Origin of the sequence: Variovorax sp. V116 (genome assembly GCF_041154435.1) — a bacterium.
In the GTDB taxonomy this organism is placed as follows: domain Bacteria; phylum Pseudomonadota; class Gammaproteobacteria; order Burkholderiales; family Burkholderiaceae_C; genus Variovorax; species Variovorax paradoxus.
In genome coordinates, this window is sequence record NZ_AP028661.1 from 791,695 (window position 1) to 804,668 (window position 12,974).

At 70.8% G+C, this 12,974-nt stretch carries 12 protein-coding genes; 2 read left to right on the forward strand and 10 right to left on the reverse strand.

Features of this window, described 5'->3' with window-relative positions:
• The first annotated feature begins 35 nt into the window (after positions 1 to 35).
• On the forward strand, positions 36 to 1,151 hold the full coding sequence (locus tag ACAM58_RS03675) for a mechanosensitive ion channel family protein (protein ID WP_049808390.1): 1,116 nt from the start codon (positions 36 to 38) through the stop codon (positions 1,149 to 1,151).
• Here ACAM58_RS03675 and ACAM58_RS03680 read toward each other — a convergent pair.
• A complete protein-coding gene (locus tag ACAM58_RS03680; RefSeq protein WP_369664178.1) occupies positions 1,136 to 2,524 on the reverse strand; it encodes a hypothetical protein in 1,389 nt (462 codons plus the stop codon). The genes ACAM58_RS03675 and ACAM58_RS03680 overlap by 16 nt on opposite strands.
• Positions 2,525 to 2,592: 68 nt before the next feature.
• Here ACAM58_RS03680 and ACAM58_RS03685 point away from each other — a divergent pair, with 68 nt between their 5' ends.
• On the forward strand, positions 2,593 to 2,985 hold the full coding sequence (locus ACAM58_RS03685; RefSeq protein WP_012745847.1) for a TraR/DksA family transcriptional regulator: 393 nt from the start codon (positions 2,593 to 2,595) through the stop codon (positions 2,983 to 2,985).
• Positions 2,986 to 3,010: 25 nt separating this feature from the next.
• On the opposite strand, the gene ACAM58_RS03690 is transcribed toward ACAM58_RS03685, so the two are convergent.
• From ACAM58_RS03690 to groL, 9 genes are all read right to left on the reverse strand, one after another.
• Positions 3,011 to 3,379: a hypothetical protein gene (locus ACAM58_RS03690; protein ID WP_018903814.1), complete on the reverse strand. Its 369-nt coding sequence runs from the start codon at positions 3,377 to 3,379 to the stop codon at positions 3,011 to 3,013.
• Between the two features lie 18 nt (positions 3,380 to 3,397).
• Positions 3,398 to 4,003, reverse strand: a complete 606-nt coding sequence (locus ACAM58_RS03695) for a cytochrome c oxidase subunit 3 (RefSeq protein WP_062363499.1) — start codon at positions 4,001 to 4,003, stop codon at positions 3,398 to 3,400.
• The gene (gene ctaD, locus ACAM58_RS03700; protein WP_369664469.1) at positions 4,000 to 5,931 is read right to left on the reverse strand and encodes a cytochrome c oxidase subunit I; all 1,932 of its coding nucleotides are present in this window, start codon (positions 5,929 to 5,931) and stop codon (positions 4,000 to 4,002) included. The genes ACAM58_RS03695 and ctaD overlap by 4 nt, the downstream gene beginning before the upstream one ends.
• Before the next feature lie 59 nt (positions 5,932 to 5,990).
• Positions 5,991 to 6,962 carry a cytochrome c oxidase subunit II gene (gene coxB, locus ACAM58_RS03705; protein ID WP_369664179.1) on the reverse strand — a complete coding sequence of 324 codons (972 nt, stop codon included), beginning with the start codon at positions 6,960 to 6,962 and terminating at the stop codon, positions 5,991 to 5,993.
• Positions 6,959 to 7,528 (reverse strand): c-type cytochrome, encoded by a 570-nt coding sequence (locus tag ACAM58_RS03710; RefSeq protein ID WP_012745852.1) that lies wholly within the window; start codon positions 7,526 to 7,528, stop codon positions 6,959 to 6,961. Before ACAM58_RS03710 ends, coxB begins: the two co-directional genes overlap by 4 nt.
• The gene (locus ACAM58_RS03715; protein WP_369664180.1) at positions 7,525 to 8,370 is read right to left on the reverse strand and encodes a substrate-binding domain-containing protein; all 846 of its coding nucleotides are present in this window, start codon (positions 8,368 to 8,370) and stop codon (positions 7,525 to 7,527) included. Before ACAM58_RS03715 ends, ACAM58_RS03710 begins: the two co-directional genes overlap by 4 nt.
• The gene (locus tag ACAM58_RS03720) at positions 8,348 to 10,171 is read right to left on the reverse strand and encodes a methanol/ethanol family PQQ-dependent dehydrogenase (RefSeq protein WP_369664181.1); all 1,824 of its coding nucleotides are present in this window, start codon (positions 10,169 to 10,171) and stop codon (positions 8,348 to 8,350) included. The genes ACAM58_RS03715 and ACAM58_RS03720 overlap by 23 nt, the downstream gene beginning before the upstream one ends.
• Positions 10,172 to 10,275: 104 nt before the next feature.
• A complete protein-coding gene (locus tag ACAM58_RS03725; protein ID WP_369664470.1) occupies positions 10,276 to 11,217 on the reverse strand; it encodes a cytochrome c oxidase assembly protein in 942 nt (313 codons plus the stop codon).
• Between the two features lie 126 nt (positions 11,218 to 11,343).
• Positions 11,344 to 12,969 (reverse strand): chaperonin GroEL, encoded by a 1,626-nt coding sequence (gene groL / locus ACAM58_RS03730; RefSeq protein ID WP_369664182.1) that lies wholly within the window; start codon positions 12,967 to 12,969, stop codon positions 11,344 to 11,346.
• Between the last annotated feature and the right edge of the window lie 5 nt (positions 12,970 to 12,974).

Here is a 12,974-nt window from a genome sequence, read left to right on the forward strand (position 1 = left end):
TTCCTTCACTCCAAGCCCGGAAAGGCCGTTCTCCGATGAATGAAGCGCTCGACACGCTGGCCGATGCAACGCTGCTGGGGCTGCCGGTGCCCGATCTGGCGCTGGCGGTGGCCGCCGCGCTTGCCGCCTACCTGGCGATGCGGCTGGTGCTGCGCTACATGATCGGGCGCATGCGCGGCATCGCGCAGCACACGAGCAATCGCATCGACGACACGGTGGTCGAAGTGCTGGCCGGCACCAACCGCGCATTCCTGGTGCTGGCCGCGCTGCTCGTCGGCGTGGGCATGCTCGAGCTGCCCGAGCGCTGGAACCAGCGCGTCGGGCAGCTGTGGTTCATTGCCATTGCGCTGCAGGCGGGCCTGTGGTTCACCCGGGCCATCGGCTTCGGGCTGCGCCGCTACGAGCAGCGCCACTCCTCCGCGAGCATGACGCAGGTCAGCGCATCGGCCACGCTGATGTCGTGGTCGATGCGCACCGTGCTGTGGGCGGTGATCCTGCTGGCGGTGCTGTCGAACCTGGGCGTCAACATCACCGCCTTCGTCGCCAGCCTGGGCGTGGGCGGCATTGCGATTGCGCTTGCGATGCAGAACATCCTGGGCGACCTGTTCGCCTCGCTGTCCATCGCAGTCGACAAGCCATTCGAGGTGGGCGATGCGATCGGTGTCGGCGGGCTCTCGGGCACGGTGCAGCACGTGGGCCTCAAGACCACGCGGCTGCGCAGCCTGAGCGGCGAGCAGATCGTGATCGGCAACACCGACCTGCTCAAGCAGACCGTGAAGAACTATCGCCGCATGGACGAGCGCCGCATTGCCTTCAAGTTTGGCGTGAGCTACCGCAGCACGCCCGAACAGCTGGAGGCCATACCGGGCATCGTGAAGCGGTTGATCGAGTCGCGGCCGTCGCTGCGGCTGGACCGCGTGCACTTCCAGGCCTTCGGCGAGAGCTCGCTCGACTTCGAGGTCGTGTACTTCGTGACCACGCCGGACTACGGGCTCTACATGGACGAGCAGCAGCGCCTCAACCTGCAGATGATGCGCGAGTTCGCGCGGCTGGGCGTGGAGTTTGCGATTCCGGCGCGATCCCTGCACGTGCTGTCGCCCGAGGGCCGGCGCGCGGTGGCGAAGGAACTGGCCACTCAGGAAGAAGAGTAGGAACGCTCCAGGCCGTGCGCCACCGACGCCAGCAGGTCGTCCGGATGCAGCATGGCCGCGCGTGCCTTCTGCGCGGTTTCGTACTGGTGCAATGCGGCCTGCAGCCGCGGTGCCGTGGCCAGCGCGTGCCAGACCGGGGCCAGTGCGGCATGCGATGGCGCCTCGTCGCGTGCGAGCTGCTGCGCGAAAGCCAGGCTCGCGGGCTCGGCAAGCAGCACGGCCCTGGTTGCGGCGCCCAGCGGCTGCGGCAGGGCCTCGGGCGGTGCCGAGCAGCAATAGATCACGTGGGGCGGCAACAGGCGGCGGACCGGGCGCAGGCCCTGCAGCGAGGCGCCGGCAATGCGCTGCTCGCCGTCGGCCGATGCAAAGGCGTAGACCGCGTCGGCGCGGGCCTTCGCAAGGCGCCGCAGGCCGCGCAGCAGGCGCGGAAAGTCGGAGGTGGCCGCGGCGGGCGAGGCCTTGGTTTCGGCAAGGAGAACGAGGCTGGCGCCACCCGCATCGCCCCCGCGCACGATGGCGGCGTCCCACTCCTCCTTGGCCTTGCTCGCTTCTCCCGGAAAGCCGCGCGGCGTGCGAAGACCGCGTGCGACGCGGTAGGTGGCGGCTCCCTCGCTATGGCGGTTCAGCATGCCGGCGATCTCGCGGAAGGCCTCGACCGCGGCGTGTTCGGCGATCCGGCCCTGCTGCGCCGATGCGCGCCCTTCGGCGGCCGCGGCATCGCTGCCCGCGAGCGGTCCGCGCCGTTCGCACAGCGCCTGGTAGCGCTGCACGCTCTCACGCCGGAGCAGCTCGCTGCCGCGCACCAGCCGCCGCAGCGCGGGGCTTGCGTGGATCGCTTCCAGCGGCGCGCGGAAATTTCCGGGGCCGGGGAGTTCCTGCGCGAGCAGCTGCCCGATGGCCTCTGCCAGTTCCGCCCATGCGCCCGCGGCCGCAAGGCCGTGCAGCCGGGCCAGCGCGTCGCGCAGGGCGCCGGCCGCCTCGCGCCGCAGCTTGCCGGGATGCGCGATGGCATCGACCGCCATCCTGAGGGTGCGCCGATCGGCCGCGCGCTGCCGGGACAGCTGCACATGCTCATGCACCTGCGCGTCCCGCGCCTGCAGCATGGCGGCCTGGAACGCCGGGTCGCCGCGTCCGGGCGCGAGCGCCTCGCGGATCAAGTGCGCCAGCGCGCGGGTGAAAAGCGCCTGGATGCCTGGTGCGGGCCCGGTGCGCGCGGCCTCGATCGCAAAGGCGAGCGTGGCCTGCGTGCCGCCCGCCACGGCCGCCTCGGCATCGACCGGCAGAGGAGGCAGGCGATACCGGCGCGGTGCCGCGCGCAAGGCGGCCAGGAGAACGGCGTCGAGGTGCTGTTGTTGCGGCTGCTGCAAATCCATTCGAATCCTGCGGCTGGATGTTCCGATGGCGGCCCGCGGCGGGCATGCCGATTGCCTGCCACTCTGCCATGGACAACACTGAAAAAGCGCAATGGAACCGCAAGCTCGACGAGCGGGCGGCCGAACTCGAAAGCGAACTGAGAGCCGCCAAGGCCGACGAGGACGAGGCGCCCACCCGCACCCCGCACGTCCAGGTGCCGGACACGGTGGACGCGGCCGAGGAGCGGCTGCGCGGCGCGCTCCGGGGCGCGGAAGTGGAGCGCGACGTGTCCGAGCTGCGGGACATCGAGGCCGCGCGCGAGCGCCTGCGCACCGGCGAGTTCGGAACCTGCATCGATTGCGGCGTGCAGATTCCGCTCGATCGACTCGAGGCCATGCCGGCCTCGGCGCGCTGCCTCGAATGCCAGCAGCGCCATGAGCGCACGCATCCGATCGAAATCCGCATTCCCCCCGCCCTGTGAACGCGGGCACTCAGAGCCGCCCTGTTCATTGCAGGCAGGGTGACAGCACCCAGGCCGCGAACCATTGCGCCGCCACCAGCAGCGTGAAAAGTGCGCCCATGCCGGTCGCCAGCGCCGCGAGAAAGCGCTGGCGCACGGCGGGCGCCGCCGCGTCGCTGTCCAGCGTACCGCCGGCCTGTACGCCGCTGCCCAGGCGCCGCCATTCGCCGCCCGCGAGCAGCGTGGGCGCGAGGCAGCCCAGCAGCGCGCCGATGCTCAGCGCATGCAGCAGCAGCGTCGTCTGCAGGGTGCAGGCCTGGGGAACCGCGGCATACGCGAGCGTCTGGCAGAGCAGCGCGAAGGCGGGCACCACGAGCAGCGCGAGCCATGTCTTCGAGGCGTGCAGCTTGGTCATGGCCCGTTCTCCCTCGATTCAATGAAGGCGCGGCACGCCATAGATCACCGCGTAGATCGGCAGCCAGGAGAACACGACGAAGTACCAGTACAGCGCGTTCTCGCTCACGTCGACGAAGCGCTGGCCTTCCATCGGGCCGGTGAACAGCAGCACGTCCAGCACGGCCGTGTCGTAGGTGTCGGTGAGCAGGTGCACCGTGTGCAGCCCGAGCAGGGTCCAGACGACCGAGCCGTAGGCGTTGTGGTCCCAGCGCGTGTGCAGCGCCACAAACTCGAAGCCCCGCAGCACCAGGAAGGCCAGCGCGAACAGCAGGCACACCAGCAGCCAGCCGCGCGTGCGCACCAGGTCGCGGGCTTCGGCGGCGCGCTTGGCCTTCTGGTTCGGCCAGATGCTCGCGAGCAGGATCAGCGTGTTGGCCGAGCCCCACAGCAGGTCGGGCGGCGGTGCGCCGAGGGGCCAGCTGTCCGCCTGGCTGCGCAGGTACAGGTAGGCGCCGATGGCGATTGCGAAGATCGTGCCCTCGATCGCGATCAGGCCGAAGGTGCCCCACCACATCAGGCTGCGGTGGCCGAAGGCATAGCTCGGCAGGGCCGAGACGTCGAGCTCGCGCCGTGGCGCCGTCATGGCCCCTGCTCCAGGCGAAGGTGCACCGCGGTTTCCGCGCGCCGGGGCCAGAACCAGGCCGTGAGCGCGATCGCGATCGGGATGCTGCCCCACACCACGGCCCATGGCGTGAAGATGGAGCCGATGAACAGCACCGTGACGGCCAGTGCGCTGACCAGCGGCCAGATGGTCGGGTCGGGGAAGTTGACGCGCAGGTCGGGCCGCGCATCGAGCACGGTGGTGGCGAGCAGCTCGCGCGTATGGGCCGCGAGACCGCCCACGTGCGTGAAGGGCGGTGGCCTGCCGTCGGCCGCGGCGCGCGGCGGCTCCCAGAGCGGATCGCGGCCGTGCACCACCGGAATCGCGTGGAAGTTGCATGGCGGCGGCGGCGACTCGGTGGCCCATTCGAGCGTGCCGGCGCCCCAGGGGTTGGGGCCCGCGGGCGCGCCGCGGCGCAGGCTGCGCAGCGCGTTCACCACGAACAGCAGCGCCGACAGCGCGATGATCCAGGAACCGAGGGTCGCGACCAGGTTCAGCGTGTCCCAGCCCAGGCCCGCCTGGTAGGTGTAGACCCGGCGCGGCATGCCCCGGAGGCCGAGCAGGTGCATCGGGAAGAAGGTCACGTTGAAGCCGACGAAGAAGAGCCAGAAGTTCCAGCGCCCGAGGCGCTCGCTCATGAGCCGGCCGGTGATCTTGGGATACCAGTAGTAGAAGGCGCCGAACAGCGGAAACACCGCGCCGCCGATCAGCACGTAATGCAGGTGCGCCACCACGAAGTAGCTGTCGTGCACCTGCAGGTCCAGCGGCACCGACGCCAGCATGATGCCGGTCAGGCCGCCCAGCACGAGGATGAAGAAGAAACCGAGCGCGAAGAGCAGCGGCGTCTTGAAGTCGAGCCGGCCGCTGCACAGCGTGGCGATCCAGCAGAAGATCTGCACGGCCGAGGGAATGGCGATCAGCATGCTCGCCGCGGTGAAGAAGCTCTTGCCGAGCTCCGGCAGGTTGACCGCGAACATGTGGTGCACCCACAGCCCGAAGGCCAGGAAGGCGGTGGCGATCAGCGCCAGTACCATGGCCGTGTAGCCGAAGATCGGCCGCCGCGCGAAGGTCGGGATGATGGCCGAGAGAAAGCCCAGGCCGGGCAGGAAGATCAGGTAGACCTCGGGGTGGCCGAAGAACCAGAACAGGTGCTGCCAGAGCACCGCGTCGCCGCCCTCGGCCGGGTTGTAGAAGTGCGTGCCGACCAGCCGGTCCGTGATCAGCGTGGTGCTCGCCAGCATCACCGCGGGCATCGCGAACAGCACCATGAAGGCCGTCACCAGCATGGCCCAGGCGAACAGCGGAATGCGGTTGAGCGCCATGCCCGGCGCGCGCAGCTTGAACACGGTGGTGATCACCACGATGGCCTCCAGCAACGCCGACAGCTCGGTGAAGGTGATCATCTGGGCCCAGAAGTCGGTGCGCTTGCCGGGCGAATAGTCGGGCCCCGCGAGCGGCACGTACGAGAACCAGCCCACGTCGGGCGCGGCGCCCAGCGCGAACACCGCGTAGAGCATCAGCCCGCCGAACAGGAAGATCCAGTAGGCGAAGGCGTTCAGGCGCGGAAAGGCGACGCTGCGCGTGCCCAGCATCAGGGGCAGCAGGTACACGGCCACGGCCTGCATCACCGGCACGGCGAAGAGGAACATCATGGTCGAGCCGTGCATCGTGAACAGCTGGTTGTAGAGATCGGGCCCGACCAGCCGCGCGCCGGGCCGCGCGAGCTGCAGCCGCATCACGAACGCAAGCAGCCCGCCCGCCACGAAGAAGCAGAAGGTGGTGACGATGAAGCGGCGCGCGATCGCCTTGTGGTTGACGGCGGCCAGCCAGCCGAGCAGCCCGGGCGGATCGCGCCAGGTGGCGTCCAGCGCGGCGGCTTCGGGCGAGCCGGGGCCGGGGCCGTCCTTCATCAGGTGCGGCGGGGCGGGGGTGCGGCCGGGTTGCTGCTGCATGGCGCGTTCGTCGTTCATCAGCGCAGGGTCTGCAGGTAGCCCACCAGCGCGCCCATGTCTTCGGACGAGAGCCGGGTGGCGGGCATGTAGGTGCCGGGCTTGACCTGCTGCGGATCGGCGATCCAGCGCCGCAGGTCTTCCGGCGTGTTGGCCAGGCTGCCCGCGGCCAGCGTGCTGCGGCTTGCCAGGTGCGTGAGGTTCGGCCCGCGCACGGCCTGCGCCGAGGTGCCGTCGATGGCGTGGCACATCGCGCAGCTCGAACGCATGAAAATTTCGCGGCCGCGCAGCGGCTGGCCTTCTGCGGGTTCGCCCGCCGTACGGCGCTGCGCCGCGGCCCAGGCCGCATAGCGCTCGGGCGGCTCGGCCAGAACGAAGAAGGCCATCAACGCATGCTGCGAGCCGCAGAACTCGGCGCACTGGCCGCGGTAGATGCCGTCGCGGTCGGCGCGGAAATTCAGGGTGGCGGTGCGGCCCGGGATCAGGTCCTTCTTGCCCGCGAGGCTCGGCACCCAGAAGCTGTGGATCACGTCGTCGGCCTTGAGCGTGACGATCACGGGCCGGCCGGTCGGCACATGGATCTCGTTGGCGGTCATGAAGCTGTCGGCCACCTGCGGCTCCACGTAGCGCACCTCCCACCACCACTGGTGGGCCGTCACCTCGAGCCGCAGCGCGCCGTCGGTGGACAGCCGCGCGAGCGCGCGGTCGGTGAAGATGCTGGCCGCGATGAGCGCGAGCAGCAGCAGCGTGGAGGCCGCCACGGCCGCGATCACGCTGCGCCGGCGGCCGGGCTCGGGCCGGCCCAGGGACGACAGGTCCGGCGCGCTTTCCGCGCCCGCGCGCTGCGCGCGCAGCAGCGCGACGAGCAGCGCCGCCAGCACGGCTGCGAAGACCACGGTGCACACCGCCAGCGTCAGCGTCCACAGGCCGCGCACATGGCCGGCCTGCGGACCGAAGGGGGCGAGCACGTCGTGCAGCGCGTCCATCATCATTTCGCTCCCGGGCGCGCGGGTTCGCGGTCGCGCGCGGCTTCCGGTTCGTTGGCCTGCAGGGCATCGGCGCGGCCGGGGGCCGTGTCCTTGCGCAGTTGGCCGCTCATCGAGCGCACATAGGCGGTGAGCTGCCACACCTGGTCCTCGCTCAGGTGCCCGCCGAACGAAGGCATGCCGTTGGGCCGCCCCTGCATGATGGTGCTGAAGACCTGCGCCGGCTCGCTGCCGTAGCGCCACTGGTCGTCGATGAGCGCGGGCCCCATGCCGCCGCCGCCCTGCGCGTGGCAGCCGGCGCAGTTGTACCAGCGGTACAGGCGCTTGCCCTGCGCCACGTTGTAGGCGTTGTCTTCGTAGCCTTCGCCGTTGCCCGCCGGCAGGCGCACCGGATCGCTGCGCGCCTCGGCCGGCTGCAGCGCGCTGGTCCTCGGTGCTTCGGGGCGCGGCGCCGCGCGGTTGTCGGGCGGCGTCTCGAAGCGGCGCATCTCGCGCTCGCAGGCGCACAGCGCCAGGCTCGATGCGAGCGCGAGCACCGCGGTGCCGGCCATCCGCAGCGGCGGCGTTCTCATGGCGGCTCCCCGTTCGAGACGGGAAGGCGCGGCACCGCATAGGCATCGAGGATGCGGCCGATGTCGGCGCCGCGCCGCAGCAGGAAATCGTCGAGCCGCGCCTTCATCGCGCGGTCGTCCTTGCGCACGCCCATTGCAATCGAGAAGCTGAAAGGCAGGTCCGGATCGCCGGGCGCCGCGGCCGGCGTGAGCCGCAGCGCCGGTGTGGCGCGGGCCGCGAAGTAGCCCGCCTGCGGCCCCCAGACCACCGCGGCATCGAGCTCGCCCTGCGCCACCGCCTCCACCATGCGCTGCGCGGGCGGCCCGTCGCCGGACACGGTGAAGCCGACCACGTTGCGCACCGCGTCGTGCCGCGCCAGCACATGGCCCGGCGGCGTCGCGGCCAGGTCGTTGCCCACCAGCTGCACGCCGATGCGCAGCGCGGGCAGGCGGGCATCGTCGAAGGAGCGCAGCGCATCGGCCATCTCGGCCCGCGCCGCGGGCTGCACGAACACATAGCTCGAGCGGTAGTAGGGCCTCGTGGCCAGCACGCGCTCGTCGCCCGCGGGCACGCCGATGATCACGTCGCAGGCATGGGCGCCGAGCGTCTTGCGCACGAAGCCGCGCCGGTCGGGCAGCCATGCGTACTGCAGCGGCAGACCCAGGTCGTCGGCCAGCAGGCGTGCGATGCGGTTCTCGAAGCCGCTCTGATCCTCGCGCGAGTAGGGCAGGTTGTCGGGCTCCGCGCAGACGCGCAATGCGGCGGCCGGCTCCTGCGCGCCGGCACGGGGCAGCGCACCCGCCAGTGCAAGCAGGGCGGCGCAGGCGGCGCGCGCGAAGTCAGTCCGGCAGCTTGAAGACATACAGCTTGCCGCCCTTGCGCGTGGCCGCGGGCAGGTCTCTCATGGCGTTGGCGAAACCCAGCGCTGCGGTGCCGTCGCGCGCGTCCAGGTCGCCCGAAACCACCGCGCCCGCCCAGCCGCCGACGCCCGACAGCACGGCCACATACTGCCTGCCGTCGGGCCCGCGGTAGGACACCGGCTGGCCGATGATCCCGGAGTCGGTCCGGTACTGCCACAGCAGTGCGCCCGTATGTGCATCGAGGGCCTTGAACCAGCCATCCATCGTGCCGTAGAAGACCACGTCGCCCGCGGTCGCGAGCGCGCCGCTCCAGACCGGGAAATTCTCTTCCTTCGTCCATGCGGCCTTGCCGGCGGCCGGGTCCCATGCGGTGAAGCGGCCGCGCTGGCCGCCGGGCCCCGCGTACATGCGCGCATCGGTGCCCACATACGGCGTGCCCGCGATGTAGCTGACCTGGGAGGACTGGCTGTCCTGGCACAGGTTCTGGTGCGGGATGTAGACCAGCCGCGTGCGCGGCGAGTACGCCGAAGGCTGCCAGTCCTTGCCGCCGGGCGAGGCCGGGCAGATCCCGCGGATGGTCTTGCCGACCTTCGGCTCCCTGGCCGGGTCCTGGCGCAGGCGGCCGGTCTGCAGGTCCACGCCCAGGGAGGTCGTCACCTTCACGAAGGGCCGGGCCGACAGCACCTCGCCGCTCGCGCGGTCGAGCAGGTAGACGTGGCCGTTGCGGTCGGGGTGGACCAGCACCTTGCGCGGCTTGCCGCCCACTTCGGCGTCGACCAGGATGTTCTCGTTCACGCCGTCGTAGTCGTGCAGGTCGTGCGGGCTGAACTGGTAGAACCAGACCGCCTCGCCGGTGTCCGGGCGGCGCGCGAAGATCCCGGCGGTCCAGCGGTTGTCGCCCGGGCGCTGCTCGGGATTCCATGGCCCCGGGTTCCCGGTGCCGTAGTAGACGAGGTCGAGCTCGGGGTCGTAGGAGATCCAGCCCCATGCGTTGCCGCCGCCGATCTTCCAGGCCTCGGGCGGCCAGGAGCTCACGCCCAGGTCCTTGCCGCGGTCCTGCGCATAGAAGGGCTTGAACTGCGGGCCGATCAGCACGTCGCTGTCCGGCCCCGTGCTCCATGCGCGCCACACGGTCTTGCCGGTGGCCGCGTCGAGCGCCGCAAGCCAGCCGCGCACGCCGAACTCGCCGCCGCTGTTGCCCACCAGCACCTTGTTCCTGACCACCAGCGGCGCCATCGTCATGGTCTCGCCGCTGCGGATGTCGCCGAGCTTCGCGCGCCAGAGCTCGGCGCCGCTTGCCGCGTCGACCGCGAGGGTCTGGTTGTCCAGCGTGTTGAAGAAGATGCGGCCGTCCGCATAGGCGGCGCCGCGGTTGACCTGGTCGCAGCAGGCCACGCCCTGCGAGCCGGCCTCGGGCCTGGGCTCGAACTTCCACTTGAGCGGCGCGCCGGGCTTGGCGAGGTCGAGCGCGAAGAGCGTGTTGGGGTAGGGGCCCACGATGTACATCGTGCCGCCCACCACCAGCGGCGCGGCCTCGTGTCCGCGCACCACGCCGGTGGAAAAGGTGAAGGCCGGCTGCAGCTTCGCGGCGTTGGCGCTCGTGATCTCGGCCAGCGGGCTGAAGCGCGTGCCCGCATGGTCGCGCGCGGCCATGGTCCATTCGCCGTCGCCGCCGCCGTGCGGCACGCCGTCGGCCGGCGCGGGCTGCGCGAGCGCGAGCGAGGCCGGCAAGAGGCTGCTCAGCAGCAGCAGGCCGGCCCATCCGGCGCAGCGCTTCTTCTTGGTGTGTTTCTGGCTTCGCATCGACCGTGAGTCCGGCATGAGGGCCTCAGCAACTTAGCAAGGCAAGGACCGCCAGTTGTAGGGCGGCAAGCCGACTTCGCCGTCGGCAACGGCTGATGCGCTGACTACCTAGGCGGCATGGCGCCCGGTGCCGCGCGCGCGGGGCCGCCCTGCAGCAGCCGCGCCGCCGCGACCAGCGCCACCACCAGGTAGGCCAGGCCGGCCGGCACCCACATGATGAGCCCGCCCAGGCGCTGGTCCTCGAGCAGGTCGAAGCCCAGCGCGGGCGTGGCGGTGCCATAGGCCGGATACCAGGGCATGGTCGAAAAGGTCAGCAGCGCGCCGAGGGCGCCGGTGTGCACCATGGTCGTGAAGAGATACAGCATCGAGCCGCCATGCCCGGCGCGCGAAGCGCCGGCGAGCGGCGGCCACCAGAACAGCAGCGCCGTCGCAAGAAAGCTCGCATGCTGCAGGCTGTGCACGGCCTGGCTGCGCAGTGCCGCCTCGAAGAACAGCGGCAGGTGCCAGGCCCAGAGCGCGAGGCCGTGCAGGGCCCAGGCGACCGGCGCACAGGTCAGCACTTCCCATGTGGCGGCCACCGCGGGCTGCCGCACCAGGCGCGTGGTTCGCATGCGCCATGGCGCCGGCAGCGCCCAGGTCCAGACCGCCAGCGGCCGGCCGATCACCAGCAGCGGCGCGGCCAGGATCATGAGCACCTCGTGCTGCACCATGTGCGCGGAAAAAAGATAGCCGCCGAGCGCATCGAGCGGCGAGACCAGCGCCAGCACCAGCGCGAGCCAGCCTGCGCCGAACGAAGCCGCGCGCCGCATGCCGACTCCGCGGCCCGCACCGGCCTTGCGCCACAGGCGCAGCAGGCCGGCCAGGTAGAGCAGCAGGCTCGCGCCCAGGCAGGCCAGCACCCAGGGCTCCAGACTCCAGCCGAGCGTGGGCGTTGCGGCCGCCTCGGGCACATGCGCACTGGCCAGCGGCGCCGCCAGCAACAGCGATGCGGCGCATGCGTGGCGCGCCCGGCGTGCAGGAGGCCGGGAGCCGGTCGGCGGCGTCATGGCTTGCATGGCCCTTAGTCTGAGCTAACTGCGCCGGGGCTGCTCGCGGCGGGAAAGACGCACGAAAAGAAAAAGCGGCGCCCCGCGAGGGACGCCGCTTGCTGCTTCATGGCGGATCGGCCGGGCTCAATAGTCCATGCCGCCCGCCGGCATCGCGGGCGCCTTCTCGGCCGGCTTCGGCAGCTCGGCCACCGTGGCGTCGGTGGTGAGGATCAGGCCCGCGATCGATGCCGCGTTCTGCAGCGCGGTGCGCGTGACCTTGGTCGGATCGACCACGCCGAGCTGCACCAGGTCGCCGTACTCGCCGGTGGCGGCGTCGTAGCCATGGTTGCCCTTGCCCTCGAGCACCTTGGCCACCACCACCGAAGGCTCGACGCCCGCGTTCTCGACGATCGCGCGCAGCGGCGCCTCCAGCGCGCGCAGCGCGATGCGGATGCCCGCGTCCTGGTCGGCATTGGCACCCTGGAGGCTCGACACCGCGGCGCGTGCGCGCAGCAGCGCCACGCCGCCGCCCGGCACAATGCCTTCCTCGACCGCCGCGCGCGTGGCGTGCAGCGCATCGTCGACGCGGTCCTTCTTCTCCTTCATCTCGACCTCGGTCGCGGCGCCCACGCGGATCACCGCCACGCCGCCCGCGAGCTTGGCCACGCGCTCCTGCAGCTTCTCGCGGTCGTAGTCGCTGGTCGCCTGCTCGATCTGCGCCTGGATCGACTTCACGCGCGCGTCGATCTGCGCCTGCTCGCCCGCGCCGTCGATGATGATGGTGTTCTCCTTCTGCACCTCGACGCGCTTGGCGCGGCCCAGGTCCTCGAGCGTGGCCTTGTCGAGCTGCTTGCCGGTTTCCTCGGAGATCACCGTCGCGCCCGTGAGCACCGCAATGTCCTCGAGCATCGCCTTGCGGCGGTCGCCGAAGCCCGGCGCCTTGACGGCCGCCACCTTGAGCACGCCGCGCATGGCGTTGACCACCAGCGTGGCAAGCGCCTCGCCCTCGACTTCCTCGGCCACGATCAGCAGCGGCTTGCCGGCCTTGGCGGCGGCTTCGAGCACCGGCAGCAGCTCGCGGATGTTCGAGATCTTCTTGTCGTGCAGCAGCACCAGCGGCTCATCCAGGTGCGCCACCTGCTTCTCGGGGTCGTTGATGAAGTAGGGGCTCAGGTAGCCGCGGTCGAACTGCATGCCCTCGACCACGTCGAGCTCATTCTCGAGCGACTTGCCGTCTTCCACCGTGATCACGCCTTCCTTGCCGACCTTCTCCATCGCGTCGGCAATGATCTTGCCGATGGACTCGTCGGCGTTGGCCGAAAGCGCCGCCACCTGCGCGATCTCCTTGCCGGTGGAGATGGGCTTGGAGAGCTTGCGCAGCTCGTCGATCACGGCGGCCGTGGCCTTGTCGATGCCGCGCTTCAGGTCCATCGGGTTCATGCCCGAGGCCACGTGTTTCATGCCTTCCTGCACGATGGCCTGCGCGAGCACGGTGGCGGTGGTGGTGCCGTCGCCGGCCACGTCGGCCGTCTTGGAGGCCACCTGCTTGACGATCTGTGCGCCCATGTTCTCGAACTTGTCGGCCAGTTCGATTTCCTTGGCCACCGACACGCCGTCCTTGGTGATGGCGGGTGCGCCGAAGCTGCGCTCGAGCAGCACGTTGCGGCCCTTCGGACCGAGCGTGACCTTCACGGCATCGGCAAGGATGTTCACCCCCGCGACGATGCGCTGGCGGGCGTTGTCGTGGAACCGGACGTCCTTGGCAGTCATTTTTT

Excerpts from the sequence above, each read along its gene's own strand:
- ACAM58_RS03725 (WP_369664470.1), bottom strand. The coding sequence starts at position 11,217 with ATGACGCCGCCGACCGGCTCCCGGCCTCCTGCACGCCGGGCGCGCCAC.
- ACAM58_RS03685 (WP_012745847.1), top strand. The coding sequence starts at position 2,593 with ATGGACAACACTGAAAAAGCGCAATGGAACCGCAAGCTCGACGAGCGG.
- groL (WP_369664182.1), bottom strand. The coding sequence starts at position 12,969 with ATGACTGCCAAGGACGTCCGGTTCCACGACAACGCCCGCCAGCGCATC.
- ACAM58_RS03695 (WP_062363499.1), bottom strand. The coding sequence starts at position 4,003 with ATGACGGCGCCACGGCGCGAGCTCGACGTCTCGGCCCTGCCGAGCTAT.
- ACAM58_RS03675 (WP_049808390.1), top strand. The coding sequence starts at position 36 with ATGAATGAAGCGCTCGACACGCTGGCCGATGCAACGCTGCTGGGGCTG.
- ACAM58_RS03710 (WP_012745852.1), bottom strand. The coding sequence starts at position 7,528 with ATGAGAACGCCGCCGCTGCGGATGGCCGGCACCGCGGTGCTCGCGCTC.
- ctaD (WP_369664469.1), bottom strand. The coding sequence starts at position 5,931 with ATGAAGGACGGCCCCGGCCCCGGCTCGCCCGAAGCCGCCGCGCTGGAC.
- ACAM58_RS03690 (WP_018903814.1), bottom strand. The coding sequence starts at position 3,379 with ATGACCAAGCTGCACGCCTCGAAGACATGGCTCGCGCTGCTCGTGGTG.
- ACAM58_RS03720 (WP_369664181.1), bottom strand. The coding sequence starts at position 10,171 with ATGCGAAGCCAGAAACACACCAAGAAGAAGCGCTGCGCCGGATGGGCC.
- ACAM58_RS03715 (WP_369664180.1), bottom strand. The coding sequence starts at position 8,370 with ATGTCTTCAAGCTGCCGGACTGACTTCGCGCGCGCCGCCTGCGCCGCC.
- ACAM58_RS03680 (WP_369664178.1), bottom strand. The coding sequence starts at position 2,524 with ATGGATTTGCAGCAGCCGCAACAACAGCACCTCGACGCCGTTCTCCTG.
- coxB (WP_369664179.1), bottom strand. The coding sequence starts at position 6,962 with ATGATGATGGACGCGCTGCACGACGTGCTCGCCCCCTTCGGTCCGCAG.